A 24,589-nucleotide genomic window follows, 5' to 3' on the forward strand; every position below is an offset into this window, starting at 1 on the left:
AGTTCTTCCGCCGGGCGCGGCTTTCAGGCCGGCGCCAGGAAACCCACCGGACCCGAGGCGAGGCATAACGCCAGCGCGGTGGTGTTGGCGCGCACGGTGATCGCGTCCCCCGCGCCGGGCAGCCGGACGAAGACCCGGTTGAGCCCCGGATGCACGGGGACCTTGACGTCTGGTCCCTGCGTCATCGTCAGCGTCATCGTTCCCTCGCTGTTGGCCAGGTAATTGAGTTCGACGCTCCAGTCGGCGGGCAGCAGCGGCCCGTCGAGGACCAGTCGTGCCGGGTGGTCGGGCTGCGCGAAATACCCGCACTGCGGCAAGGGGCCCGGCAGGATGGTCCGGACCCAGGTCACCCGCGCCCTGACCAGGCGGCCGGAGCTGTCGAGCATCCGCAATCGGGTTGTGGCGGAGGCGAATTCGGGCCTGTCTCGCAGCAGGGCGAACAGGTGGCTGGCCAGGTTCTCCGGCGCCGCCACCCGCTGCAGCACCAGCGGATCGACCTCCTGATCCAGCAGCGGCGCCGTGGACGCCGCGTGCGCCGCGGCCAGATCGGCCCGGGCGTTCTGCAGGTACCGCTGGGCCGGGTTGTCGCGCCAGCTGGTCAGGAACGTCGCCGTCGAGTACAGGCTGCTGGCGACGAACAGCGCCGCCAAACCCAGCGTCACCGCGGCGCGTCCGGGCGAGGCGTCCAGCCAGCGCGGCCCGGCGGCCCGGTTGGGCGCGCAGAACGCGACGGCGGCCAGCAGCGCCAGCACGAAGACGAGATCAGGGAAGTACCGCAGGGTTTGGGCGAGTTCCAGCGCGGTCTGCTTCGACGAGCGCATCAGATAGATCGGCACCTGGCAGGCGACGGCGTAGCCGGCCGCGGTCAGCCACACCGCCCCGATGCGCTGCTTGCGCAGCAGCGACACCACCAGCGCGCCGGCCAGCACCAGCCAGCCGAGCGCCATCACCAACGGCGGGGGCGTCGCCCACGGCGAGGCCGGCGCCCACCGGTCCCAGTGCCACGGCCCGCCGGCCAGCCCCGGGACGATGCCGTGCGTGACCGACCGCGCCAGCAGCTGCGACGTCATCGCCAGGTCGGAACTCCACCGCCGCTGGTTCACCACGGCCAGATAGAGCGCGATCCAGCCGGCCGTCAACGCGAGCGTCGCCAGCCACAGCCGGAGCCCGGCGCGCCACACCGTCCGCAGCGCCGCCGGATCGCCCTGCACGTGGCGCAGCAGCGCGGCGACCGCGAAGGCGACGAACGGGATGACCGCGGCCTTCTCGAAGAACAGCAGCCCCCCGAGGTAGACCAGCGTCCCCGTCACCGCGTAGCGCCGGTTGCCGGTGCGGACCAGCAGCACGGCGTCGGCGCACACCCAGGCCAGCGCCGCCAGCATCGGCAGCGAGTTCAGCGCCGCCGCCCACCACGCGAACCCCGGCACGGCCAGCGGGGTGAACAGCGCGAACGTCAGCGGGATCAGCAGCACCGGCCGCCAGCCGAGGACGACGTGCAGGGCGCGCAGCAGCGCCAACGACGCCAGCAGCTGCAGCACGAGCAGGCTGATCGCCGGCCCCGTCCAGTTCAGGGGGGCCAGCCGGATGATCGCGCCGCCGAGCAGGAAAGCGCCGGGCATGACGTGGCCGTCGTGGTCGTCGAACAGGTAGGCCGGCGCGAACAGGTTGTGGGTGCCGGCCTTGCCGATCAGGATCAGGTCGTCCCAGTAGAAGTAGCCCCCGAACGCCAGCGCCGCGCGAATCCCCAGCTGGACGGCGATCAGCGCGACGGCCACCACCCCTATGTATGGTGGGCCGGTGCGCGCACTGGTCACCGGGGCTGCCGGATTCATCGGGTCGACGCTAGCCGACCGCCTGCTGGCCGACGGCCACACCGTGGTGGGGCTGGACAACTTCGCCACCGGCCGCGCGACCAACATCGAGCACCTGGCCGACAACCCGGCGTACGTCTTCGCCGAAGCCGACATCGTCACCGCCGACCTGCGGGCCATCCTCGACGAGCACCGCCCGGAGGTGGTGTTTCACCTGGCCGCGCAGATCGACGTGCGGCACTCGGTGGCGGACCCGCAATTCGACGCCTCGGTCAACGTCATCGGCACCATCCGGCTGGCCGACGCGGCCCGCATGACCGGGGTGCGCAAGATCGTGCACACGTCCTCGGGGGGATCCATCTACGGCACGCCGCCGGTATACCCGACCCCCGAGACGGTGCCCACGGATCCGGCCTCGCCGTACGCCGCCGGCAAGGTGGCCGGCGAGATCTACCTGAACACGTTCCGCCACCTGTACGGCATGGAGTGCTCGCACATCGCCCCGGCCAACGTCTATGGACCCCGCCAGGACCCGCACGGCGAGGCCGGCGTGGTGGCGATCTTCGCCCAGGCGCTGCTGTCGGGTAAGCCGACCAAGGTGTTCGGCGACGGCGGGAAGACCCGCGACTACGTGTTCGTCGACGACGTGGTCGACGCCTTCGTCAGGGCCTCCGGGGAGGCCGGCGGAGGGCAGCGGTTCAACGTCGGCACCGGGATCGAAACCTCGGACCGCCAACTGCATTCGGCGGTGGCCGCGGCCGTCGGGGGTCCGGACGACCCGGAGTTCCATCCGGACCGGCTGGGCGACCTGAGGCGGTCCTGCCTCGACATCGGTTTGGTGGAACGGGTCTTGGGCTGGCGTCCGCAGGTGCGGCTCGACGACGGTGTGCGCCGCACGGTCGAGTACTTCCGTCACGCCCAGACGGTCTAGGTCCGTTCGGGTTCGGGCGTCTGGGCGCCCTCGAGCGCCAGGGCGCGCGCGAGACGCGCGTAGCGCAGCTCCAGGTCCTTGAACCGCATGTAGGTGCTGAGCGTGGTGAAGCAGAACGCCATGATGAGCGCGTAGAGCATCAGGTCGGTGCCGCGGCGCACCCCGAACCAGTGCGCCACGACCGTGGTGTCGTCGGGCCGCAGCACGGCATAGATGCCGGCCAGCACGAAGACGACGTAGCCGACCTTGACCCAGGCCTTCGATCGCGAGTTGCGACGGGATCGCAGCAGATAGACGAGCAGCGCGATGATCGAGCCGATCAGCAGCACCTGGATCCAGTTCACTTAGGAATCCTCCCTCGCAGGAAACCGTCGAAGATGATGTTGACGCCGTTGAGCAGCGGCTGCCCCTTCGACTTCGAGTAATCGGTGTAGAGCACCTCGACCGGCTGTTCGACGACGCGCCAATGGTTTTCGGCGATCAGCATGATGAACTCGTTGGCGTGGCTCATGCCGCTCATGGTGATGTCCAGCCCGTCGGCGACCTTTCTGTTGAACACCCGCAGCCCATTGTTGGTGTCCGTCAGGCCAAGTCGGCGACCGCGCCGGCTCAGCCGGGCGGCGGTCCGCAGCACGAGCCGCTTGAGAAACGGCGGCCGGGTGCCCATCGCCGCGCCGAACCGCGTCCCGATGACGACGTCGACGTCCTCCGCGCAGAGCCGGTCGACCATCGCCGCCAGGTCCTTGACCCGGTGCTGCCCGTCACCGTCGAACGTGGCGAAGACCTGCGCCCCAGGCTGTTTGCGGGCGTACTCGACGCCGGTCTGGATGGCCGCACCCTGGCCGAGGTTGATCGGATGGCGCACCAGGTGGGCGCCGGCCCGCCGGGCGACCTCACCCGTGCCGTCGGTGCTGCCGTCGTCCACGCAGACGACATTGTCGAAGACGGAGCGCACATCGGCGACCACCTCGCCGATGACGGTGGCTTCGTTGAAGGCGGGGATGACGATCCAGGCGCCCGCGTACTTGGGTGATGCAGTGTCCATTCAGCCCAAAAGGTACACGCGATCAGCCGGCGGGGCGCCCGGCGCGCGACAGCGCCACCAGATGAACGCCGATTCCCACCAGCGGGCCGCATAGCAAGGCGACGACGGTGCGCGTCTGCAGCGGCAGCGGCAACAGCAGCAGCAACCCCGACGCCACCGTCGCGCCGACCCAACCGAGCGCGTACGCCCGGTGTAGCGCCGCCGCCACCGCGGCGGCGCCGGTCAGCGTCAGCATCGCGATCGCCACGGCCGCGGCGGTCAGCCAGGCCAGCAGCGCGCCGCCGGCGTGGTACTGCGGCCCGAAGGCCACCTGCAACAGCCAGGGGCCCACGGCCCAGGCCGCCAGCACCCCCACCGCGCCGATGCCGCCGACGATCGCGGCCGGGGCGACCAGCGCGCGGACCCGGTCGCTGCGCGCGTCGACGAAATGCGCGATCAGGTTGCCCTGCATGGCCGTCAGCGGCACCAGGAGCGGCGCCCGGGTCAACGTCACGGCGAGGATGATCACCCCGCCCTGGGCCCCCAGCTCGTTGCTGGTCAGCTTCAACAACACCGGAAACCCCATCACCAGAACCGCGCTCGCGCCGGCGGCGGTGATCGAATGGGCGGCCCCCCGCAGGAAGGTCTGGGCGCCGCCCGGCGTCCGGAGCCGGGCGGCGGACCGGGCCGAGGGCGAGGCCAGCAGCATGATCAGCCAGGCGACCGCACCCGCCACCGTGGCCCACAGGAAGCCGACCAGGCGCCAGCCCAGGACGACGGTGGCCGCGGCGACCGTCACCCGCATGACCGCGTCGGTCACCATCAGCGCCCCGTAACCGGTCCACCGATCGGTGCCGGCCAGCATGCCCAGCAGCGTGGCGTGCACGCAGAACCCGGCCAGCCCGACGCTGAGCAGCGCCACCGACAGCCAGCGTTGGTCGACGAACACCCGCGCGCTCCACAGCGGCGAGCTGCCGGCGATCACCACGGCAGCGCCGACGCCTACCAGCATGGCCACTCGCAGCGGGTGGGTCCGCGGCTCGTCCGCGGCCGGCGGGGCCGCCGAGAGGTGGCGGCTCGAGCGGACCTCCCGGGTGGTCTCCTGCAGCAGCCCGAAGGCGGCGCCGGTGGCCAGGCCGAACGCCCCCCAGAACACCCCGAACACCGAGAAGCCGTCCGGAGCCAGGTCCCGGGCGGCCAGGTAGATCACCGCGTAACCGCACAGGGCGGTCAGCGCCGTCGCGGTGGCGACCCGGGTCACGCTGCCGCGCGTGATCGGACCGGTGCCGGTGGGGGCTTGGGTACCGCCGACTTCGGGCATCGCCACAATTTGAAAATAGTAAGTGGCCGTGGACGCAGGTCAGCGGCGGCGACCGGGGTTCGCTATCGTGGGCGGCTGTCGGAAAGGACCTTGGCCGCCTTGCGCATCTTCGGGATCTCGCTGCTGGTCACCGTGGCGGCCCTTGCGGTCGGATACGCCCACGGCGGCCTGCGGGACCTGTTCTTACTGCTGGTGCTGGCCACCCTCGAGGTGTCGCTGTCGTTCGACAACGCCATCATCAACGCGGCGATCCTCAAGCAGATGAGCCCGTTCTGGCGGCAGATGTTTTTGACCGTCGGGATTCTCATCGCCGTGTTCGGCATGCGGCTGCTCTTCCCGTTACTGATCGTGTGGGCCACCGCCGGCCTGGACCCAGTCCGCGCGATGGAGCTGGCGCTGCACGCGCCGCCGCACGGCGCGCTGGAATTCCCCGACGGCTCGCCCAGCTACGAGAAGCTGATCGGCGCCGCGCATCCACAGATCGCGGCGTTCGGCGGGATGTTCCTGTTGATGCTGTTCTTGGACTTCATCGTCTACGACCGAGACATCAAGTGGCTCAAGTGGATCGAGGTCCCCTTCGCCCGCATCGGGCGGCTTGGGCAGGTGTCGGTGGCGGTGGCAGTCGTTGCGCTGGTTCTCGTCGGAACCGGGCTGACGCATTCCGGGGACGAGAGTGAGACGGTGCTGACCGCCGGCCTGCTCGGCCTGGTGACGTACCTGGTCGTCAACGGTCTGAGCCGGGCGTTTCGGCCGCCGGACCTCGAGGCGGTGTCGAACGGCAACGCGGTCGGAAAGGCCGGCCTCAGCCTGTTTCTGTATCTCGAGGTGCTTGATGCCGCCTTCTCGTTCGACGGGGTCACCGGCGCCTTCGCGATCACCTCGGACCCGATCGTCATCGCGCTGGGTCTCGGTGTGGTGGGCTCGATGTTCGTCCGGTCCATCACGATCTTCCTGGTGAAGCAGGAAGCGCTGGACCGCTACGTGTACCTGGAGCACGGCGCGCACTGGGCGATCGGGGTGCTCTCGGTGATCATGCTGCTCTCCGTCAACCCGCGATACCAGGTCCCCGAGGCTTTCACCGCCTCGGTCGGGGTGGTGTTCATCGGCGCTGCGCTGGGCTGGAGCGTGCTGCGCAATCGGCGACAGGCCGCGGCGCGGCCGGCTTAGGCCTCGATCTGGCCGGCGATGCGCCGTTCGATGCCGGCCCTCGCTGGGGCCGGCAGCGCGATCAGGCCGTTCAGTTCCTTGCTCGCCCGCGCGTAGGCGTTCTGCCGTTCCTCGCGCGTGGCCGCGTCGTCCTGGGCCAGGTGCAGCAAGCTCTGGGCCCGCGCCATCCGCTGCTGCTCGTCCGCCGTGAAGTCGCTGCGACGTCGGCGAATCGCCTCGGCCTCGGCGATCTCGAACGCACTGACGTACTCGTGGACTGCGTCGCGGTATTCCACCAGGGCGTCCCGGTTGCCGACCAGGCCCTCGGGCGGTTCCGGCCGCAGCAGGTCCGCGTGCCGTTTCGCCCGATGGAAGGCGATGGTCAGCGGGGCCCGCATGTCGGTCATCATCGGAAAGTCCAGCAATTTCGCGATGTCGACCTCGTAGTCGAACCATCGGGCGTCGATACGATCATGCGCCGAAACAAGTTTGGCGACTTCTCGGCGATCGGTGTCCTCGTTGGCCCGCGCCCGGCCCGATGCCTCGGCGATGGCGATTTTGGCTTGCTGCTTCAGCCGATACCGTTCCAGCCGGCGTTCGGCCCGACGCTCGTTGGCGGCGGCTACGGCCCGCAGGCCGCCGCCGATCGCACCGCCCAGTGGAAAAACCAGCCACCAGAAATTGGCGGCGAAATGCAACACCGGGGTCACACCGCCAGGATGCCACCGACGAGCAACGCGCGGTTACGCCAAGAGCGTTAGTGCCCGCCGGCCTTGAACCGCTCCACGGAGCGCTGCACCTCGGCTTCGGCGTCGGCGCGGCCGACCCAGTCGGCCGCCTTGACGAACTTGCCCGGCTCCAGGTCCTTGTAGTGCACGAAGAAGTGCTTGATCACGTCCAGTTCGAACTCGGGGACGTCCGCGATGTCCTGGATGTGATCCCAGCGGTGGTCGCCGGCCGGCACGCAGAGGACTTTGTCGTCGCCACCGGCCTCATCGGTCATCCGGAACATGCCCACCGGGCGCGCCTCGACGATGACGCCAGGAAACACCGACTGCGGCAGCAGCACCATCGCGTCCAGCGGGTCGCCGTCTTCGCCGAGGGTGTCCTCGATGAACCCGTAGTCGGTCGGGTAGCCCATCGAGGTGTAGAGGTAGCGGTCCAGACGCACCCGTCCGGTCTCGTGATCGATCTCGTACTTGTTCCGCTGACCCTTCAAGATCTCGATGGTCACGTCGAATTGCACTGTGCGCTCCTTAGATCTGGGCGGGTGGCAAGTGGTCCGTTGCGTCGGGCATCACCCTAGTCGAGGCCTTTTGCGCCGGATTCGGCAGAATGGGTCGGAAACAGTCAGGAGAGCGATGGGTCCCACTCGCTGGCAAAAATCCACCCATGTCTTCGTCGGGTTGGCGGTGCTGGCGTTCGTCGCCGCCGTGGTGGCGGCGGCGACGTTCTTCACCTCGGCTGGGCATGGCGGAAACAACTCGCACGCCCCCATGCCGCCTCCGCACGCGCCGACGGTCAAACCGGGGATGGTGCCGGTCAGCGACACCGCCGAGACGCCCAGCCCCGCCGGGGTGACGGCCGCGCTCGCGGCCATCGCGGCCGATCCCAACCTGGGCAGGCTGGGCGCCCGCGTCACCGACGCCCTGACCGGGAAAGAGCTTTGGCAGGTCGGGGACGACCTGCCGCTGGTGCCGGCGTCGACGAACAAGGTGCTGACCGCCGCGGCGGCCCTGCTGACCCTGGACCACCAGGCGCGGATCAGCACGCGGGTGGTGGCCGGCAGTCAGAACGCCCAGGGGCCCGTCGTGTTGGTCGGTGCCGGCGACCCGGTGCTGTCGGCGGCGCCGCCCGGCGTGGACACCTGGTACCGCGGGTCGGCCCGGCTCGCCGACTTGGTCGAGCAGATCCGCCGCAGCGGCGTGACACCGACGGCGGTGCAGGTGGACACCTCGGCGTTCACCGGACCGACGATGGCGCAGGGCTGGGATGGCGCCGACGTCGACAACGGCGACATCGCGCCGATCGAGTCGGTGATGATCGACGCCGGGCGCATCCAGCCGAGCACCGTCAACTCCCGGCGGTCGCGAACCCCGGCGCTCGATGCCGGGCGCGAGCTGGCCAAGGCGCTGGGCCTCGATCCCGGCGCCGTGACGATCGCGACGGCACCGTCGGGAGCTCGGCAGCTGGCCGTCGTGCAGTCGGCGCCGCTGGTGCAGCGGCTGTCCGAGATGATGGACCACTCCGACAACGTGATGGCCGAGTGCATCGCGCGTGAGGTGGCCGCCGCCATCAACCGGCCGCGCAGCTTCGCCGGCGCCGCGGACGCGGTATCCAACCGGTTGAGCACCGCGCACGTCGACACCGGAGGCATAACGCTGATGGACTCCAGCGGGCTGTCCGTCGACGACCGGCTGACCGCCAAGACGCTCGACGGGGTGCTGCAGGCCGCCGCCGGACCCGACCAGCCCGCGCTGCGCGCGCTGCTGGACCTGCTCCCGATCGCCGCCGGCAGCGGGACGCTGGCCGACCGCTTCACCGACGCGGCGTCCAATCAGGGGCCGGCGGGGTGGTTGCGCGCCAAGACCGGCTCGCTGACGGCCACCAACGCCTTGGCCGGCGTGCTCACCGACCGCAGCGGCAGGGTGCTCACCTTCGCCTTCATCTCCAACGCGGCCGGACCCAACGGCCGCAACGTGATGGACGCCCTGGCCACCAAGCTCTGGTCCTGTGGTTGCTCATGACGCCCACCTCGGAGCTGACGCTCGGCAGCGCCGTCGACTGGGGCTTCGCGGCCACCGTCGGCCAGCGGTTGGCCCGGCCGGGGCCGCCGGCGAGCGAGTACACCCGGCGGCAGGTGATCGACGAACTCACCAGGTCGGCCGCCGAGGCCGAGCCGCCGGTGCGTGAGGTCACCGGCCTGGTGACCGACGGGGCCGTGCCCGCCGCCCGGATCGTCGACCGCCCGGAGTGGATCGCCGCGGCGGCCGAGTCGATGCGCGTGATGATGAACGGGGCGGAGAAGCCGCGGGGCTTTCTCACGGGCCGGGTCACCGGCGCGCAGACGGGGGCCGTGCTGGCATTCGTGTCGTCGGGCATCCTCGGTCAGTACGACCCGTTCGCGCGGGGCCTAGAGGCCGCGAAAGAGGGAAGCCTGCTGCTGGTGTATCCCAACGTCATCGCCGTCGAGCGGCAACTGCGGGTCGAGCCCTCCGACTTCCGGCTCTGGGTCTGCCTGCACGAGGTCACCCACCGGGTGCAATTCACCGCGAACCCGTGGTTGTCCGAGCACATGTCCCGGGCCCTGGGGTTGTTGACGCGCGACGCCGGGGAAGACGTCGGGCAGGTGGCGAGCCGGCTCGCCGATTACGTCCGCAACCGGGGCAACGGGGCGGCGGACGACGGCCCGTCGGGAATCGTCGGCCTGGTGCGCGCGATCCAGTCCGAGCCGCAGCGCCAGGCCCTCGATCAGCTGCTGGTGCTCGGCACGCTGCTGGAGGGCCACGCCGACCACGTGATGGATGCCGTCGGGCCGATGGTGGTGCCGTCGGTGACCACCATCCGCCGTCGATTCGACGAGCGCCGCAACCGCAAACAACCGCCGCTGCAGCGGCTGGTGCGCGCGCTGCTGGGCCTGGACGCCAAGCTCAGCCAGTACACGCGGGGCAAGGCATTCGTCGACCACGTGGTGGGGCGGGTCGGCATGGAGCGGTTCAACGCGATCTGGACCGGCCCCGAGACGCTGCCCGTGCCCGCCGAGATCGAGGAACCCCAGCGATGGATCGACAGGGTGCTGTAGCGCAGCTGCGCGCGGCGGCCGAGGACTTCCTCAAAACGCACGTCGCGACGGCCGAACAATGGTGCGTGGCGCTGTCCGGCGGCCCGGATTCCCTGGCGTTGACCGCGGTGGCGGCCCAGCTGCGGCCCACCACCGCCGTGATCGTCGACCACGGCCTGCAACCCGACTCCGCCGCCGTCGCGGAAACCGCTCGACAGCAAGCCGAAACCCTGGGATGCGTTGCCGCACAAGTGGTTCGCGTGCACGTGGGCAACGAAGGCGGCCCCGAGGCGGCCGCCCGCGCCGCCCGCTATGCCGCGCTGAGCGCCTACCACGGCGGTCCGGTGCTGCTGGGTCATACGCTCGACGACCAGGCGGAGACGGTGTTGCTGGGGCTGGGCCGCGGCTCGGGCGTGCGGTCGATCGCCGGGATGCGCCCGTACGACTCGCCGTGGGGCCGGCCATTGTTGGGCGTGCGGCGCGTGGTGACCCACGCCGCTTGCCGTGAGCTGGGCCTGACCGCGTGGCAGGATCCGCACAACACCGACCGCCGCTTCACCCGGACCCGGCTGCGCCTGGAGGTGTTGCCGCTGCTGGAGGACGTGCTGGGCGGCGGGGTGGCCCAGGCGCTGGCCCGGACGGCGACGGCGCTGCGCGAGGACACCGAGCTGCTCGACACCCTCGCCGCCCGGGCGCTGCCTGAGGCGAAGGCGGACGCGGGCCTGCGGACCGAGGCTCTGGCCGCGCTGCCCGCCCCGGTGCGGCGCCGGGTGATCCGCGGCTGGCTCCTGGCGGGGGGCGCAATCGGTCTGACGGACAAGCAGATCCGCGGCGTCGACGCGCTTGTGACCGCCTGGCGCGGGCAGGGCGGGGTGGCGGTCGGGTCAGCGCTGCGCGACGAGCGGTTGATCGCGGGGCGGCGCGACGGAGTGTTGACCCTGTGGCGTGAACCGGTTGAGAAGCCCGCCCGATAGGCGCAATACCGGGGTCGCCGTTGGTTATTCGGACGTCGGCGTGGCACTCTGTGGGCGTGGCCCAGATCTCCTCGGCGATCACCCCCGCGCAGCCCGTGGAGCTGTACCCGGGGGACATCAAGTCGGTGCTGCTCACCGCCGAGCAGATTCAGGCGCGAATCGCCGAACTCGGCGAGGAGATCGGCGCGAAGTACCGCGACGTCATGGCCGAGACCGGCCAGGATCTGCTGCTGATCACCGTGCTCAAGGGTGCTGTGATCTTTGTCACCGATCTCGCGCGGGCGATCCCGGTGCCGACCCAGTTCGAGTTCATGGCCGTCAGCTCGTACGGGTCGTCCACGTCGTCGTCCGGCGTGGTGCGGATCCTCAAAGACCTGGACCGCGACATCCAGGGCCGTGATGTGCTGATCGTCGAGGACGTCGTCGACTCGGGCCTGACCCTGTCGTGGTTGCTGCGGAACCTCACCAGCCGCCATCCGCGTTCGCTGCGCGTGTGCACGTTGCTGCGCAAGCCCGACGCGAAGGGCGCCAACGTCGACATCGCCTACGTGGGCTTCGACATCCCGAACGACTTCGTCGTCGGCTACGGCCTGGACTACGACGAGCGCTACCGCGACCTGTCCTACATCGGCACCCTGGACCCCAGGGTCTACCAGCAGTAGGTCCTCTCTAGCGGCGAGCGCAAGCGCGGCGAAGCCGGGCGCGGCGGGCCGCCGCCATCAGGCTAGTCCAGCTCCCACACCGCGGTCACCGAGAAGCTCACCGTCTGCTGGCCGGGCTCCAGCGGGACCATGCTCGGCATGGCCTTCGGCGGCGCCGGCGCTCTGCCCGGCGTCGGTTCGGTGGCCTCCGAAATCGACAGCACCCTGCCCAGCCGAAGCCCGGACAGCTGGGCGTACTGTTCGGCGCGGCTCTTGGCGTCGTTGAACGCCCGGGCGCGTGCATCCTTCACCAGCTGTGAGTCGTCGGCGATGGAGTAGCTGACCGACTTGATCCGGGTGGCGTCCCCGCCGGTCGCGACGATCAGGGCCAGCATCCGCGACGCGGCGTCGGGCGGGTGGATCTTGACCGTGATGGCGTTGGTGGCGCGGTATCCGGTGATCCTCGCGGTGCCGTTGGGTTCGGGGTTGTTGAACTGCGGCTGCAGCGTGACCTCGGTGGTGCTGATGTCCTTGTGGTCGACGCCGGCACCGACCAACGCGTTGATGACGGCTTGCTGACGGTCGTTGGTCTGGTTCATCGCGGCGGTGACGTCGGGCGCCGTGAACTCGATGCCGACGTCGGCGGTCAGGGTGTCCGGGACGCCTTGGACCTGTCCCGACCCGAAGACGGTGACCTGACGCGGGTTGACCCCGGGCGCGGGCGTCGAAGGCGGGGAATCGCAGGCCGACACCGTCGCGGTCGCCAGGCCGGCGACGGCCAAGGCGATCAATCTGCGGGCAAACCTCGGGGCGTTCGTTGCGACCGGCATGCCTGGCACCCTAGCCGCTCGGGCCGTGCCGATGCGGTGCTCCCGTGCCAACCGCAACCGCTGGCGACCCGACCGGTTCGGCCCGGCAAACCATACGGACTCGACCAGCAACCACATATAGATTCATATATGTCCCCAAACATATTTGTTTGCAACGTTTCTCATGTCCGGATCAAATGCTGCAGCATTTCCGGCCAGCTAAGTGAACAGTTATCGACTCGGCGATGAATTGGCGTCCCCGAGGGTGTCGTCGCCGGACGTCACTGCCCTAACGTGTCCTGGCGTCCGACTCGGCGCCCGCAACTGGCGCTGAAAGGCGTTGTCGAGAACCACTTTTGAGCCCCGCGCGGCACGCTCCCGTCAGAAGGGTGGATCGTCCGGCAACGGCTGCGGGGCCGGTTCGTCGGGAATCCAGTCCGGCGGCAGCTCTTCGGGTTCTTTGGGATCGTTCACCCAGGTGCAGAACGGGCTGGTGCTGGGTGCGCCTTTGAACAGAAAGAGCATGTCGCGCATGTGGTTACGGAATTTTCGCGCGGCGATTTCCTGCTGGCGGGCCTCCTCCAGCGCTCGCCGGGCTTCGTTGATCGGCCGCTGCACGCGGTTGTGCTTGCGTGCCTGAGCAATTCGCGCGCTTCGTTGCTGTGAGCGGGTTCTTCTCGCGGGCAAAGGCGGCGCGCAGGCCGGGCGGCCGGTCCGGGGGAACAGGTCGGCACCGGCGGGCGAGGTGCGATACGTTCGCCCGGCGGGTGAGACCCAGATGACGGTGCCGTCAGCCAGTTGCTTGTCGCGCCATCCACCGAAGGTTTTGAGCCGATGATGTTGTCGGCACAGGCATTTGAGGTTCTCCGCGACCGTCGGCCCGCCGGCCGCAGGGTTCTGGTGGTTGAACGGAATGGTGTGGTCGAGGTCGCAGACGACGGCCGGCCGGCTGCAGCCGGGGAAGCGGCACGTGAGATCGCGGCACCGGACGGCCCGTTCCAGCGCCGCCGATGGCTGATAGCGCAACGCCTCGACCGGACTAGTCACCGGGTCGGCTATGAGTACGGATGCCGCGGCCGCCAAGTCGCGCACCTGCTCGGCGTCGATGACGCCGTAGCCCTCGAGGTAGCCGGGCTCACCGCCACCCGCGTGGACGGTCTGGTCGCTGGCCACCACGTTGATGACCACTTGCGCCGCGGCCCCACGGTCCGGGCCGCGCTCACTGGTCCGGTTGGGGCACTCCGGTTCTCCGCAGGCACAGACCAACCCGCGCCCCTCGGCCAGCGCGGCGAGCGCGTCGGCCCGGCGTTGATCCAGTGTCCGAGGGTCCGCCGCGCACACCTGCTTGGCGAGCTGTGAGAGCCGTCGGTCGAAGGCCGTCGCAGCCGTGGCGGCGACCGACCCGTAAATGTCGGCCATCCCATCGTCTTTGGTGCTGATTCCGACGTAGCGGTCGTTCTGGGCGGTCACCCGGCGCTCGCGGGCGGCGTCGGGATCGGCGGCTCGCACGGCGGCGTCGACGGCGTTGATGATCCGCTGCTTGGACCAGCCGTGCCAGCTGCCGATGCGTTCGGCCAGCGATCGGTCGATCTCGGCAATCAGCTTCTCGTCGGTCACCAGATCGGTGCGGCTGATGATCAGGCGCACTGTGCGCCAATCCGTCCGGCCGTCCGCGAGCAGGGCCCCGACCTTGGGCAACCGGGTGTCCAGCGCCTCCGCGTACGACACCACGTAGCTGGCCGCCACGGGGGAGAGGTTCATCGCGGCGGCAACCTCGGCAGCGGCCTGCTCGAACCCGTCGATCGCCGCGTATTCGCGCGGGCGCTCAGCCCGCTCTGCAGCGGCCACCCGGTGCCTCAGCAGCGCCGCGACCGCGGCCAGCCGGCGCGCCACCAGCACTGACTCCTGCCGGTGCGTCGACTCGATCAGCTCCACGAGGGACGCCGGGGGAGGCATTGATTCGAACATGTGTTCGATTATAACCGGTCCCTACGACCAACGAATGCAGCCGGCGGGTGCTCACTCCCGCGAGGCCTCCGGATTCGGCATCACGACCCGCTGACGCGTCGTGGCCCGGAAGGGGTCGAGGGACTGGCCGTCGCCCAAGGCCCCGTGCACGTCTTCCGGGGTGATCAGGCCGAGTTCGACCTGTAGCCAGGTAGCGCTGAGCCCGAACGCGTGCGCGGCGCGTCTGGCCTCCTCGGCGTCCGGGAAGTCGTCGGCGTTGGCGCGCCCGGCGGCGCCGTACCAGCGCCCTTTGGTGACGCCGCAGGCGTCGCGTAACTGCTCGACGGTGATGTCGCGGTTCAGCGTCGCCTCAAGCAGGCGCCTCAGCCCCCAGCCGGCGGCATTAGTTCGTGGCATCCGCCCAGCGTAACTCGGTGCCGAAAGACGGGCAAAGTGTCTCCACCAGCGAGTTGTAGGCCAAAAGACAGAAATGCATACTCAGGGCTAGACATAAAGTCATAATTTATGACATAGTGTCCGCAAGCACGACAACTTAAGCCGAATCCAGGCATTCACGAGGAGAAGACACATGTCGTTCCTGACCACAGTCCCGGAACTGCTGCAAGCGGCAGCCGGCCAGCTGCAGGCGATCGGTTCCGCGGTAGCCGCGGCCAACTCGACTGCCGCCTTCTCGATCACGGGGGTGGTCCCGGCGGCAGCCGACGAAGTCTCGGCAATGACCGCGGCGGCCTTCGCCGGCTACGGCCAGCAGTATCAGGCGATCAGCGCCGAGGCGAGCATGATCCACGAGGAGTTCGTCAAAGCCCTCGGCCTGAGCGCCGATTCGTATTCGGCCACCGAGGCCGCGAACGCGACGCAAGCCGCGGGCGGTCACCTGCCGCCCGCGCACATGGCCCCTGTTGCCAGGCGCCCCCGTCGGCGCGGGTCCCGGCTCGCTGCCGGCGGCGACGCCCCTCGGTCAGGGTTGGCGCGGGGGCGGCAACTACGGCGGCCACATGACGCCGCAGCACGGCGGCTATGCCAATGCCGACTATGGCCGCCACCAGGCCCCGTACGGGCGCGGCGGCTACGGCGCGCACCCCGCGGCCCGGGTCGAGCACCTTTCGCCCGCGCGGATGACGCCCCCGCAGCGCGTCGAGCACGTGGCACCGGCCCATCCGGCGCCGCCCGAGCGGGTCGAACGTCCGAACATTGTTGCCGGGCAGCATATTTCGCCTTCGCAGGGAGCACCGACGGCGCCCGTCGAGCACGCCGAGCGTCCGAGCGTGGGGGCCGGCCAGCACGTGTCGCCTTCGCAGCTGGCGCCGACAGCGCCCCTCCACCGGATGCCGCTCGCGGCTGCCCCGCACCCGCCGGGCGAGCACGTCGTGCACGCGAACCGGGCCTTCAGCGCTGTTGCCGGCCCCAAGCCCTTGCCGGCACTGGCATAGCGATCCACGCAAAAGGAAAGGAACACTCATGGATTTCGGTGCGATGCCCCCGGAGGTCAATTCCGGGCTGATGTACGCGGGGCCCGGGCCGGCGTCGATGCTGGCGGCGGCGATGGCCTGGGAGGGCCTGGCCGCGGAGCTGCGTTCAGCTGCGACGAGCTACGGGACGGTGATCGTCGACCTCACCGAGCTGGGCTGGCAGGGCCCCTCTTCGGTGGCGATGGCCACCGCGGCGGCTCCCTACGTGGCCTGGATGCATGCCACGGCCGCGCAGGCCGAGCAGGCGGGGATGCAGGCGACGGCGGCCGCCGTCGCACATGAGGCTGCGTTCGCGGCGACCGTGCCGCCGCCGCTGATCGCCGCCAACCGCTCCACGCTGATGATGCTGGTCGCGACCAACTTCCTCGGTCAAAACTCCGCGGCGATCGCGGCTACCGAGGCGCAGTACGGCGAGATGTGGGCCCAGGACGCGATGGCCATGTACGCCTACGCCGGCTCGTCGGCGGCGGCCGCCATGCTCGAACCGATGGCGGTCGCACCGCCCACCACCACCGCGGGCGGCATGCAGGGAATGGCCACTCAAGCCACCATGGGGCTGCCGTCGACGCTCAATTCGTCAGCGTCATCGCTGGCGAGCAGCTTCCCCTCTGCCATCGGCAGCTTCGCCGACCTGCTCGGCACGCCCTTCGGTCAGGGGTCCGGCGCGGCCACATCGGGCGTAGGCGGGGCGACCCCGTCCGGCGCGGGCCTCGCGACCGCCATGCGCGCATCCGGGGCCTTCTCCCCGGTGGCGATGCCCGGCATGCAACGCTTCATCCCCGCTCAGCCGCTGATGCCCGCGCCCGAGCGACTGGCACCCGCGCGACTGATGCCGTCGGCGGTGATGGGCCAGGCCGCCCCGGTCGGAGGCTTGTCGGTTCCTCCTAGCTGGACCGCGGCGACCCCCGGGACCGCCGCCCCGGCCGGCGCACCACTGGCGGGCGCCGGCGCCGCGGCTCGAATGCTGAGGCCCCCGAGTAGCTCCGCGGCCCAGGTGGGCGGCATGGAGATACGCGGGTTCGGCGGCACCATGCCGGCACCCGCAAGCGTATTGCCGCGCGTGGTCGGATGACGGAAGGAGAGGCACTTTCGACGACGTACCGATGACCAAAGTTCGATCACAACAACCACTTTCGAAGGAGAACCCCAATGGCAACACGTTTCATGACAGATCCGCACGAGATGCGGGCGATGGCGGGCCGCTTCGAGGTCCACGCGCAAACGGTGGAGGACGAGGCCCGCAAGATGTGGGTGTCGTCGCAGGACATCGCCGGCGCGGGCTGGAGCGGCCAGGCGCAGGCCACCTCGTACGACACCATGGGCCAGATGAATCAGGCCTTCCGCAACATCGTCAACATGCTGCACGGCGTGCGCGACGGCCTGATCCGCGACGCCAACAACTACGAGCAGCAAGAGCAGGCTTCACAGCAGATCCTGGGCGACTGACCCAACACATCAACCTTCTACCAACAGGAGACGATCAACCATGACCATCAACTATCAATTCGGCGATGTCGACGCCCACGGTGCCCTGATCCGCGCCCAGGCCGCGTCTCTGGAGGCCGAGCACCAGGCCATCGTCCGCGATGTGCTTGCCGCCGGCGACTTTTGGGGCGGTGCGGGCTCGGCGGCGTGCCAGGAGTTCGTCATCCAGCTGGGTCGCAACTTCCAGGTGATCTACGACCAGGCCAACGCCCACGGCCAGAAGGTGCAGACCGCCGGCAGCAACATGGCCAGCACCGACAGCGCCGTCGGATCCAGCTGGGCCTAGCAGCGGGTCGCCACCATGGGTCTCGTGAACCTAAGGGGTGACCAGAACCTTGCAGTGCCGCTCGGGGTCGGCGAGTTCGTCGAAGGCCTCGCCGACCCCGTCCAGGCCGACCTCTCCGGTGATCAGTGGACTCACGTCGATATCGCCCTCGGCCAGCGCACGCAGCGAGTCGGTGAATTCCTCCGGGGTGTAGGCAAGGACGAACTGGACGTTGATCTCTTTGGCGATGGCGAAGAACGGATGCACGGTATCGGGCTGCATGCAAACGCCGGCGACCACCAGGCGAGTGCCCGGCCGGGCCCGGAGCAGCACGTCGTCGATGATCCCAGGCACTCCGACCGCCTCGAATACGACGGCCGGTTTGACGGAGTCGAACGGGGAACCCTGTGCGGCATCGAGCGTCCGATGTGCACCCATGGCGCTGGCGAGTTCCCGTCGCTTCGGCGAGAAGTCCGACGCCACAATGTTTTCCACCCCCCGGGCCCGCAGCGCAGCGATGATCGCGATGCCGATCGGACCGCAGCCGATGACCAGGGCTGTCTCCCCCGGGGTGACGTTGGACTTGTTGACGGCGTGCAGCCCCACCGCCATGGGCTCGGTCAGGGCCGCATGTTTGAAGTCCAGGCCGTTCGGGACGGGCAGCAGCAACGCGGCCGAGAGGAGCATGCGTTCGGCGTAGCCACCGATGGTGCTGTTGCTGTAGACGATCGGTTCGACGCCCTTGGCGGACAACAGCACCGGAAGCGAGGTGACCAGCGTGCCCGGAGGGTGGGTTTCGGTGCCGGGGCCGGCCTCGAGCACCTCGGCGCTGAACTCGTGGCCCATGAAGACGTCGTGATCCAAGTCGACATGCATGCCACCCGCCCCGCCGGCCACCCGCTCGCTCATCTCGAGCACGTGTGCGCCGTGAGCGGCGAAATGCAGGTCGGAGCCACATATCCCGCAGGCCCGCACGCCGACGAGCACCTGCCCGGCCTCGGGTACGGGGTCGGGCACATCGTCCCGATAGACCATCCGGCCGTCGCGCAATACCGCGGCGCGCATCAGTTCCTCACGCCCTTCTGTTCTTCGACATGCTCGGTGATGGCTTTCACCACGGCCTCACCGGCTCGGCCGATCAACTGGTCGCGGTTGCCCTTGGCCCAGTCGTGCGACGAGCGCGACGCCGCGAGCTGTCCCTTGAAATGGGGGATCACCTTGCGCGCCATCAGGTCGTAGCAGTGATACGTCGCCTCGGGGGAGGCCCAGTCGTGGCCCAGCATCAGCAGCGTGCCGAAACCGCCTGAGCGGTCGAGCAGGTCTTCGATGTGGGCGATCGCGTCGTCGGGGGTTCCTATGCAGCAATTGCCCTTGGCCGCGTAGTCTTCGACGAACTCGTGCGGCGTCTGGGCACCCTCGACGGTGTTGGCCAAGGGGACGAACCCGGCGGCGCCGAAGTAGTTGGCGAAATCCTGCAGCCCGTAGGTGCAGTCGTCGATGGCCCGCTCGCGGCTGTCCGCGATGTGCATGATGCTCAGCACACGCCAGTCGGCCCGATCCGGCTCGTCCCGGCCGGCTTTGGCGGCCTGCTCGCGCACCACGTCCCAGGTGGTCTCCAGCGCGGCGTAGCCGCCGGGCACCGACATCGACAACGACAGCAACGACGTGCCCAGCGCGCCCGCCAGCCGCGGCCCGGACGGGGAAATCATTGCCGCCGTCGATATTTCGGGATAGGGCCAGGTGTACGGCCGGATGTGCAGTTGCGCCTCGCGCAGCGTGAACCAGTCGGTGTGGCGGTCTATTCGCTCGGTCGGCCCGGCGCGGAACAGCGCGAGGATCGCCTCCAACGACTCCTGCATCATGTGCCGCTGGTCGACCGGGTCGATGCCCATCATGTAGGCATCCGACGGCAACGCGCCGGGGCCGGTGCCGAACATCACCCGGCCGCGGGTGAGATGGTCGAGCAGCACCCAGCGATCGGCCACCATCAGCGGATGGTGGTAGGGCAGCGAAACCACGCCGGTACCCAGCCGGATGTGTTTCGTCCGCTCGGCCGCGGCGGCGATGAAGACCTCCGGGCAGGCGATCAGTTCGTAGCCACCGGAGTGGTGTTCGCCGAACCACGCTTCGTCGAAGCCGAGCCGATCCAGCGCGACCACTCGCTCCATGTCGTATTCCAAAGCCACGGTGGGCGATTGACCGATCGGGTGAAACGGTGTGATGAAGACACCGAAGCGAAGTGGCGCGCTCATCGCAGCTCCAATCCATTGAGGAAGTCCAATAGGGCCGCGTTCACCTCGTCGGGCCGTTCCTGCTGCAACCAGTGCCCCGCGTCGTCGATCATCACCTGGCGGTAGGGGCCGGTGATCAACTGCGCCGCGCGGTCGGCGCGGGTGAACGTCAACACCGGGTCGGCGGTCCCCCCGATAAAGAGCGCCGGCACAGTGATTTTCGCGTCGGCCAACTCGGGGGTGGTCTCCCAGTTGCGGTCGAAGTTGCGGTACCAGTTCAGGCCGCCGGTGAAGCCGGTGCGGGAGAACTCGGCGATGTAGTGGTCGAGTTCCTCCTGGCTCAGCCAGTCCGGCAGCCCGTCGGGTTCCGGAAGGCGGTCGATGAACCCCTCGGCACCGGGGGCCACCATCCGCAGGCCCGCGGCCTTGTCGCCGGGCGTCCGCAGCCCACCCAGCATCCGCCGCATCGTCCGGGCGGGGTCGGCGTTGAGTTCCGCGTCGGCGACGCCGGGTTCCTGAAAGTACAGGATGTAGAAGAAGTTCTCGCCGAATGCCTTGCGCCACGCCCTCGTCGGCGCGACCTTCGATCGGGGCACCGCGGGGACGCTCAGCGCGGCGACGGCTGCGACGCGATCCGGGTGCAGCAGCGGGGCGTTCCACACCACGGCGGCGCCCCAGTCGTGTCCGATCCAGACGGCGCGTTCGGCGCCGGCGTCGTCGAGCAGGCCGACCAGGTCGGCGGTCAGCTGGTGGATGTCGTATGCGTCGACCGCGTCCGGACGCGAGGAACCGCCGTAGCCACGCTGGTCGGGCGCCAGCACGCGGTAACCCGCCTCGGCGAGGACCGGTATCTGGTGGCGCCACGAATAGGCGAGTTCGGGAAAGCCGTGGGCCAAAATCACGACGGGTGCGCCGCGCTCTCCCGCCTCGGTCACGCGCAGTTGGACACCGTTGGTCTCTACTAACCGTTCGGTTGATGTGAGCACCCTGTCACCAAAGCACAACCCGTCCGGGGCTGAGAAGTATTCGCGCTGATTGCGAATAGCATTCCAACGGCTTTGGTCGCCTGGTAGATATCGCCGTGAAGCCCTCGCATTTACGCGAAAGCAGGTGGACTCGAATGAAGCGGCTTGACCACGTCGTCCTGTGGACGAGGAGTCCGCGCGCCTCGATGGATTTCTATACGCGGGTGGTCGGTTTGGAGCCGGTCCGGTTTGCCGAGTACGAGGCCGGCGATGCGCCGTTCCCGAGCGTGCGGGTGTGTGAGGACTCGATCATCGACTTGTTGCCGGTGGCCGACGCCGCCTCCACCGAGTCTCTGACCCGGACGGCAGGCAGCGCCGGGCACCCGGTCAACCATGTCTGCCTCGCCCTGTCCAAACCGGAGTACGACGCGCTCGACCAGCGCCTGCAGGCGGAGGGGGTGGACACCGGCGCGAGGTTGAGTCCCACCTTCGGGGCGCGCGGCTGGGCCCCGCAGGGTTACTACTTCGCCGATCCGGACGGCAACGTCGTCGAGGCCCGCTATTACGACTGACGGATATCGCCGGGATGAGTGCCCGGCTCAAGGGCCCGGCGGGAACCCCCGGGCGTTGTACGCACAGATGGTGGCGACCCCCAGCGCCCCGGCTCTGCCGGAGCTGGCGATCGCCACGAGCGGTAACCTGGACTTTTCGAGCTGCGTGTATATCGGGGAAGGACCTGGCCACCAAGGCCGATGATTGATGAACCGGAAAAACCTTATTCGCACCGTCACGGCGATTGCAGTCGTGGTGCTGCTCGGTTGGTCGTTCTTCTACTTCAGCGACGACACCCGCGGCTATAAGCCCGTCGACACGTCGGTGGCGGTGGCGCAGATCAACGGTGACAACGTCAAGAACGCGCAGATCGACGATCGCGAGCAGCAGCTGCGGTTGACCCTGAAAAAGGGCAATAACGACACCGACAATTCCGACAAGGTGATCACCAAGTACCCCAGCGGGTACGCCGTCGACCTGTTCAACGCGCTGAGCGCTAAGAACGCCAAGGTCAGCACGGTCGTCAACCAGGGCAGCATCCTCGGCGAGCTGCTGGTCTACGTGCTGCCGCTGCTGTTGCTGGTGGGCCTGTTCGTGATGTTCTCCCGCATGCAGGGCGGCGCCCGAATGGGCTTCGGGTTCGGCAAATCACGGGCCAAGCTGCTCAACAAGGACATGCCGAAGACCACGTTCGCCGACGTTGCCGGCGTCGACGAGGCCGTCGAAGAGCTCTACGAGATCAAGGACTTCCTGCAGAACCCCGGCCGCTACCAGGCGCTGGGCGCCAAGATCCCCAAGGGGGTGCTGCTCTACGGCCCGCCCGGGACCGGCAAGACGCTGCTGGCCCGCGCGGTGGCGGGGGAAGCCGGGGTGCCGTTCTTCACCATCTCCGGCTCCGACTTCGTCGAGATGTTCGTCGGCGTCGGCGCGTCGCGGGTGCGCGACCTGTTCGAGCAGGCCAAACAGAACAACCCCTGCATCATCTTCGTCGACGAGATCGACGCCGTGGGCCGCCAGCGCGGCGCGGGCCTCGGCGGCGGCCACGACGAGCGCGAGCAGACGCTGAACCAGCTGCTGGTCGAGATGGACGGGTTCGACCCCCGCGCCGGCGTCATCCTCATCGCCGCCACCAACCGGCCCGACATCCTCGACCCCGCGCTGTTGCGCCCCGGCCGCTTCGACCGGCAGATCCCGGTGTCCAACCCCGACCTGGCGGGCCGCCGCGCGGTGCTGGCCGTGCATTCGAAGGGCAAGCCGATCGCCCCCGACGCCGACCTCGACGGTTTGGCCAAGCGGACCGTCGGCATGACCGGCGCCGACCTGGCCAACGTCGTCAACGAGGCCGCCCTGCTGACCGCCCGGGAGAACGGCACCGTCATCACCACTGCCGCGCTCGAAGAGGCGGTGGACCGGGTGATCGGCGGGCCGCGCCGCAAGGGCCGGATCATCAGCGAGCAGGAAAAGAAGATCACCGCCTACCACGAGGGCGGCCACACCCTGGCCGCCTGGGCGATGCCGGACATCGAGCCGATCTACAAGGTCACGATCCTGGCGCGGGGACGCACCGGCGGGCACGCCGTGGCGGTGCCCGAGGAAGACAAGGGCCTGCGGACCCGCTCGGAGATGATCGCGCAGCTGGTGTTCGCCATGGGCGGACGCGCCGCCGAGGAACTGGTGTTCCGCGAGCCGACCACCGGCGCGGTGTCCGACATCGAGCAGGCCACCAAGGTGGCCCGCGCGATGGTGACCGAATTCGGGATGAGCTCCAAACTGGGCGCGGTCAAGTACGGCACCGAACACGGCGACCCGTTCCTGGGCCGCACCATGGGGACGCAGGCCGACTACTCCCACGAGGTGGCCCGCGACATCGACGACGAGATCCGCAAGTTGATCGAGGCGGCCCACACCGAGGCGTGGGAGATCCTCACCGAATACCGCGACGTCCTCGACACGTTGGCCGGTCAGCTGCTCGAGAAGGAGACGTTGCACCGCGCCGAGCTGGAGGGCATTTTCGCCGGCGTCGAAAAGCGGCCCAGGCTCACCATGTTCGACGACTTCGGTGGCCGCATCCCGTCGGACAAGCCGCCGATCAAGACGCCCGGCGAGCTGGCCATCGAGCGTGGCGAGCCTTGGCCACCGCCGGTTCCCGAGCCGGCGTTCAAGGCCGCCATCGCGCGTGCCAGCCAGGCCGCCGCGGCCGCCGCGGGACCCGATCCCGACCGAAAGAACAACGGCGGCAACGGTTCTCAGGCATCTCAAGGTGCCGGCCACCGCCCCGGCGTGCCGCACGGGCCCACCCAGCCGGACTACGGCGCGCCGGCGGGCTGGCACGCGCCGGGATGGCCGCCGCCGGACCAGCAGCCGAACTACTGGTATCCGCCGCCACAGGCCCCGCAGCAGCCCTACTGGCCGCAGCCCGCGGGGCACTACCCGGCTCATCCGGGCCAGCAGGGTCAGGCGCAGCCCCCCTACCCGCCGTATCCGCCCTACCCGCCGCCGAGTCTGCCCGACCCGGACGGCGGCAAGTCTCCTGAGCAGGACGACGTGAGCCGGTCCAATCCGCCGGCTCACGGCTGACGAACGGAGGATTCGATGGCCTTGACGGGTTTCGGTCCGGAAACCGCCACTGAACCGACACGGGTGTTCGATCAGGCGCGCGCCGAGGCCGCGGTGCGGGAGTTGCTGTTCGCCGTCGGCGAGGACCCGGACCGGCACGGGCTGCGGGAGACGCCGGCCCGCGTGGCGCGCGCCTACCAGGAGATGTTCGCCGGGCTCTACACCGACCCCGACAGCGTCCTGAACACGATGTTCGACGAGGAACACGACGAACTGGTGCTGGTCAAGGAGATCCCGCTGTACTCCACCTGCGAACACCACCTGGTGTCGTTTCACGGTGTGGCGCATGTCGGCTACATCCCCGGCGCCGACGGACGGGTCACTGGTTTGTCCAAGATCGCGCGACTGGTCGACCTCTATGCCAAGCGGCCACAGGTGCAGGAACGGCTCACCAGCCAGATCGCCGACGCCCTGATGAAGAAGCTCAATCCGCGCGGGGTGATCGTGGTGATCGAGGCCGAGCACCTGTGCATGGCCATGCGCGGCGTCCGTAAGCCCGGCGCGGTCACCACCACCTCTGCGGTACGCGGGCTGTTCAAGACCAACGCCGCTTCTCGAGCCGAAGCGCTCGACCTCATCCTGCGTAAGTGAGTCGCGCCT

The 24,589-nt window shown here is 69.3% G+C and carries 25 protein-coding genes and 1 pseudogene; 14 read left to right on the forward strand and 12 right to left on the reverse strand.

What is annotated here, in order from left to right:
- Window positions 1–23: 23 nt before the first annotated feature.
- Window positions 24–1,832: a hypothetical protein gene (locus C1737_RS21630; protein ID WP_199182904.1), complete on the reverse strand. Its 1,809-nt coding sequence runs from the start codon at window positions 1,830–1,832 to the stop codon at window positions 24–26.
- Here C1737_RS21630 and C1737_RS21635 point away from each other — a divergent pair.
- Window positions 1,798–2,742: a GDP-mannose 4,6-dehydratase gene (locus C1737_RS21635; protein ID WP_102420067.1), complete on the forward strand. Its 945-nt coding sequence runs from the start codon at window positions 1,798–1,800 to the stop codon at window positions 2,740–2,742. The two genes, C1737_RS21630 and C1737_RS21635, sit on opposite strands and share 35 nt — an antisense overlap.
- Here the strand turns inward: C1737_RS21635 and C1737_RS21640 are convergent.
- From C1737_RS21640 to C1737_RS21650, 3 genes are read right to left on the reverse strand one after another with little or no spacing between them, the layout of a single operon-like run.
- On the reverse strand, window positions 2,739–3,086 hold the full coding sequence (locus tag C1737_RS21640; RefSeq protein WP_067925264.1) for a DUF2304 domain-containing protein: 348 nt from the start codon (window positions 3,084–3,086) through the stop codon (window positions 2,739–2,741). The two genes, C1737_RS21635 and C1737_RS21640, sit on opposite strands and share 4 nt — an antisense overlap.
- A complete protein-coding gene (locus tag C1737_RS21645; protein ID WP_067925267.1) occupies window positions 3,083–3,787 on the reverse strand; it encodes a glycosyltransferase family 2 protein in 705 nt (234 codons plus the stop codon). Before C1737_RS21645 ends, C1737_RS21640 begins: the two co-directional genes overlap by 4 nt.
- A 22-nt stretch (window positions 3,788–3,809) precedes the next feature.
- Window positions 3,810–5,087 carry a hypothetical protein gene (locus C1737_RS21650; RefSeq protein WP_102420068.1) on the reverse strand — a complete coding sequence of 426 codons (1,278 nt, stop codon included), beginning with the start codon at window positions 5,085–5,087 and terminating at the stop codon, window positions 3,810–3,812.
- A 90-nt stretch (window positions 5,088–5,177) separates the two neighbouring features.
- On the opposite strand from C1737_RS21650, the gene C1737_RS21655 reads away from it, so the two are divergent.
- Window positions 5,178–6,254 carry a DUF475 domain-containing protein gene (locus C1737_RS21655; protein ID WP_102419423.1) on the forward strand — a complete coding sequence of 359 codons (1,077 nt, stop codon included), beginning with the start codon at window positions 5,178–5,180 and terminating at the stop codon, window positions 6,252–6,254.
- Here C1737_RS21655 and C1737_RS21660 read toward each other — a convergent pair.
- A complete protein-coding gene (locus C1737_RS21660; protein WP_067925273.1) occupies window positions 6,251–6,943 on the reverse strand; it encodes a hypothetical protein in 693 nt (230 codons plus the stop codon). The genes C1737_RS21655 and C1737_RS21660 overlap by 4 nt on opposite strands.
- A gap of 47 nt (window positions 6,944–6,990) precedes the next feature.
- Window positions 6,991–7,479, reverse strand: a complete 489-nt coding sequence (locus C1737_RS21665) for an inorganic diphosphatase (RefSeq protein WP_067925276.1) — start codon at window positions 7,477–7,479, stop codon at window positions 6,991–6,993.
- A gap of 115 nt (window positions 7,480–7,594) precedes the next feature.
- Here C1737_RS21665 and dacB point away from each other — a divergent pair, with 115 nt between their 5' ends.
- The 4 genes from dacB to hpt are packed head-to-tail and all read left to right on the forward strand — an operon-like array spanning window position 7,595 to window position 11,650.
- Window positions 7,595–8,980, forward strand: coding sequence for a D-alanyl-D-alanine carboxypeptidase/D-alanyl-D-alanine-endopeptidase (gene dacB / locus C1737_RS21670; protein ID WP_068097813.1), 1,386 nt, complete (start codon window positions 7,595–7,597; stop codon window positions 8,978–8,980).
- On the forward strand, window positions 8,977–10,035 hold the full coding sequence (locus C1737_RS21675; RefSeq protein ID WP_067925282.1) for a zinc-dependent metalloprotease: 1,059 nt from the start codon (window positions 8,977–8,979) through the stop codon (window positions 10,033–10,035). The genes dacB and C1737_RS21675 overlap by 4 nt, the downstream gene beginning before the upstream one ends.
- A complete protein-coding gene (gene tilS / locus C1737_RS21680) occupies window positions 10,014–10,988 on the forward strand; it encodes a tRNA lysidine(34) synthetase TilS (RefSeq protein ID WP_067925285.1) in 975 nt (324 codons plus the stop codon). The genes C1737_RS21675 and tilS overlap by 22 nt, the downstream gene beginning before the upstream one ends.
- A 50-nt stretch (window positions 10,989–11,038) precedes the next feature.
- The gene (gene hpt / locus C1737_RS21685) at window positions 11,039–11,650 is read left to right on the forward strand and encodes a hypoxanthine phosphoribosyltransferase (protein ID WP_067925288.1); all 612 of its coding nucleotides are present in this window, start codon (window positions 11,039–11,041) and stop codon (window positions 11,648–11,650) included.
- Window positions 11,651–11,712: 62 nt separating this feature from the next.
- Here the strand turns inward: hpt and C1737_RS21690 are convergent, their stop codons facing one another.
- From C1737_RS21690 to C1737_RS21700, 3 genes are all read right to left on the reverse strand, one after another.
- Window positions 11,713–12,459 (reverse strand): SIMPL domain-containing protein, encoded by a 747-nt coding sequence (locus C1737_RS21690; protein ID WP_068097810.1) that lies wholly within the window; start codon window positions 12,457–12,459, stop codon window positions 11,713–11,715.
- A gap of 360 nt (window positions 12,460–12,819) precedes the next feature.
- Window positions 12,820–14,406 (reverse strand): HNH endonuclease signature motif containing protein, encoded by a 1,587-nt coding sequence (locus C1737_RS21695; protein ID WP_102419425.1) that lies wholly within the window; start codon window positions 14,404–14,406, stop codon window positions 12,820–12,822.
- 51 nt (window positions 14,407–14,457) lie between these two features.
- Window positions 14,458–14,802, reverse strand: coding sequence for a hypothetical protein (locus C1737_RS21700; RefSeq protein ID WP_067925297.1), 345 nt, complete (start codon window positions 14,800–14,802; stop codon window positions 14,458–14,460).
- A gap of 172 nt (window positions 14,803–14,974) precedes the next feature.
- Here C1737_RS21700 and C1737_RS27295 point away from each other — a divergent pair.
- The 5 genes and pseudogenes from C1737_RS27295 to C1737_RS21720 all read left to right on the forward strand — a co-directional run.
- Window positions 14,975–15,268: pseudogene (locus C1737_RS27295) on the forward strand (PE family protein); the annotation flags it as partial.
- Between the two features lie 133 nt (window positions 15,269–15,401).
- Window positions 15,402–15,836: a hypothetical protein gene (locus tag C1737_RS27300; protein ID WP_233214871.1), complete on the forward strand. Its 435-nt coding sequence runs from the start codon at window positions 15,402–15,404 to the stop codon at window positions 15,834–15,836.
- A gap of 28 nt (window positions 15,837–15,864) precedes the next feature.
- Window positions 15,865–16,947, forward strand: a complete 1,083-nt coding sequence (locus C1737_RS21710) for a PPE family protein (protein WP_102419427.1) — start codon at window positions 15,865–15,867, stop codon at window positions 16,945–16,947.
- 77 nt (window positions 16,948–17,024) lie between these two features.
- Window positions 17,025–17,321, forward strand: coding sequence for a WXG100 family type VII secretion target (locus C1737_RS21715; RefSeq protein WP_102419428.1), 297 nt, complete (start codon window positions 17,025–17,027; stop codon window positions 17,319–17,321).
- A 40-nt stretch (window positions 17,322–17,361) separates the two neighbouring features.
- A complete protein-coding gene (locus tag C1737_RS21720; RefSeq protein ID WP_067916808.1) occupies window positions 17,362–17,646 on the forward strand; it encodes a WXG100 family type VII secretion target in 285 nt (94 codons plus the stop codon).
- Window positions 17,647–17,676: 30 nt separating this feature from the next.
- On the opposite strand, the gene C1737_RS21725 is transcribed toward C1737_RS21720, so the two are convergent.
- The 3 genes from C1737_RS21725 to C1737_RS21735 are packed head-to-tail and all read right to left on the reverse strand — an operon-like array spanning window position 17,677 to window position 20,842.
- On the reverse strand, window positions 17,677–18,690 hold the full coding sequence (locus C1737_RS21725) for a zinc-binding dehydrogenase (protein WP_102419429.1): 1,014 nt from the start codon (window positions 18,688–18,690) through the stop codon (window positions 17,677–17,679).
- A complete protein-coding gene (locus C1737_RS21730) occupies window positions 18,690–19,877 on the reverse strand; it encodes an LLM class flavin-dependent oxidoreductase (protein WP_067916812.1) in 1,188 nt (395 codons plus the stop codon). The genes C1737_RS21725 and C1737_RS21730 overlap by 1 nt, the downstream gene beginning before the upstream one ends.
- Window positions 19,874–20,842, reverse strand: a complete 969-nt coding sequence (locus C1737_RS21735; RefSeq protein WP_102419430.1) for an alpha/beta fold hydrolase — start codon at window positions 20,840–20,842, stop codon at window positions 19,874–19,876. The genes C1737_RS21730 and C1737_RS21735 overlap by 4 nt, the downstream gene beginning before the upstream one ends.
- A 134-nt stretch (window positions 20,843–20,976) precedes the next feature.
- Here C1737_RS21735 and C1737_RS21740 point away from each other — a divergent pair, with 134 nt between their 5' ends.
- The 3 genes from C1737_RS21740 (at window position 20,977) to folE (ending at window position 24,580) form a co-directional block, all read left to right on the forward strand.
- Complete coding sequence (locus C1737_RS21740) at window positions 20,977–21,393, forward strand: VOC family protein (protein WP_067916815.1); 417 nt, start codon at window positions 20,977–20,979, stop codon at window positions 21,391–21,393.
- 187 nt (window positions 21,394–21,580) lie between these two features.
- Window positions 21,581–23,950, forward strand: coding sequence for an ATP-dependent zinc metalloprotease FtsH (gene ftsH / locus C1737_RS21745; protein ID WP_102419431.1), 2,370 nt, complete (start codon window positions 21,581–21,583; stop codon window positions 23,948–23,950).
- A gap of 15 nt (window positions 23,951–23,965) precedes the next feature.
- On the forward strand, window positions 23,966–24,580 hold the full coding sequence (gene folE / locus C1737_RS21750) for a GTP cyclohydrolase I FolE (protein WP_068097792.1): 615 nt from the start codon (window positions 23,966–23,968) through the stop codon (window positions 24,578–24,580).
- The last annotated feature ends 9 nt before the right edge of the window (window positions 24,581–24,589 follow it).

Origin of the sequence: Mycobacterium sp. 4858 (assembly GCF_900240975.1) — a bacterium.
In the GTDB taxonomy this organism is placed as follows: domain Bacteria; phylum Actinomycetota; class Actinomycetes; order Mycobacteriales; family Mycobacteriaceae; genus Mycobacterium.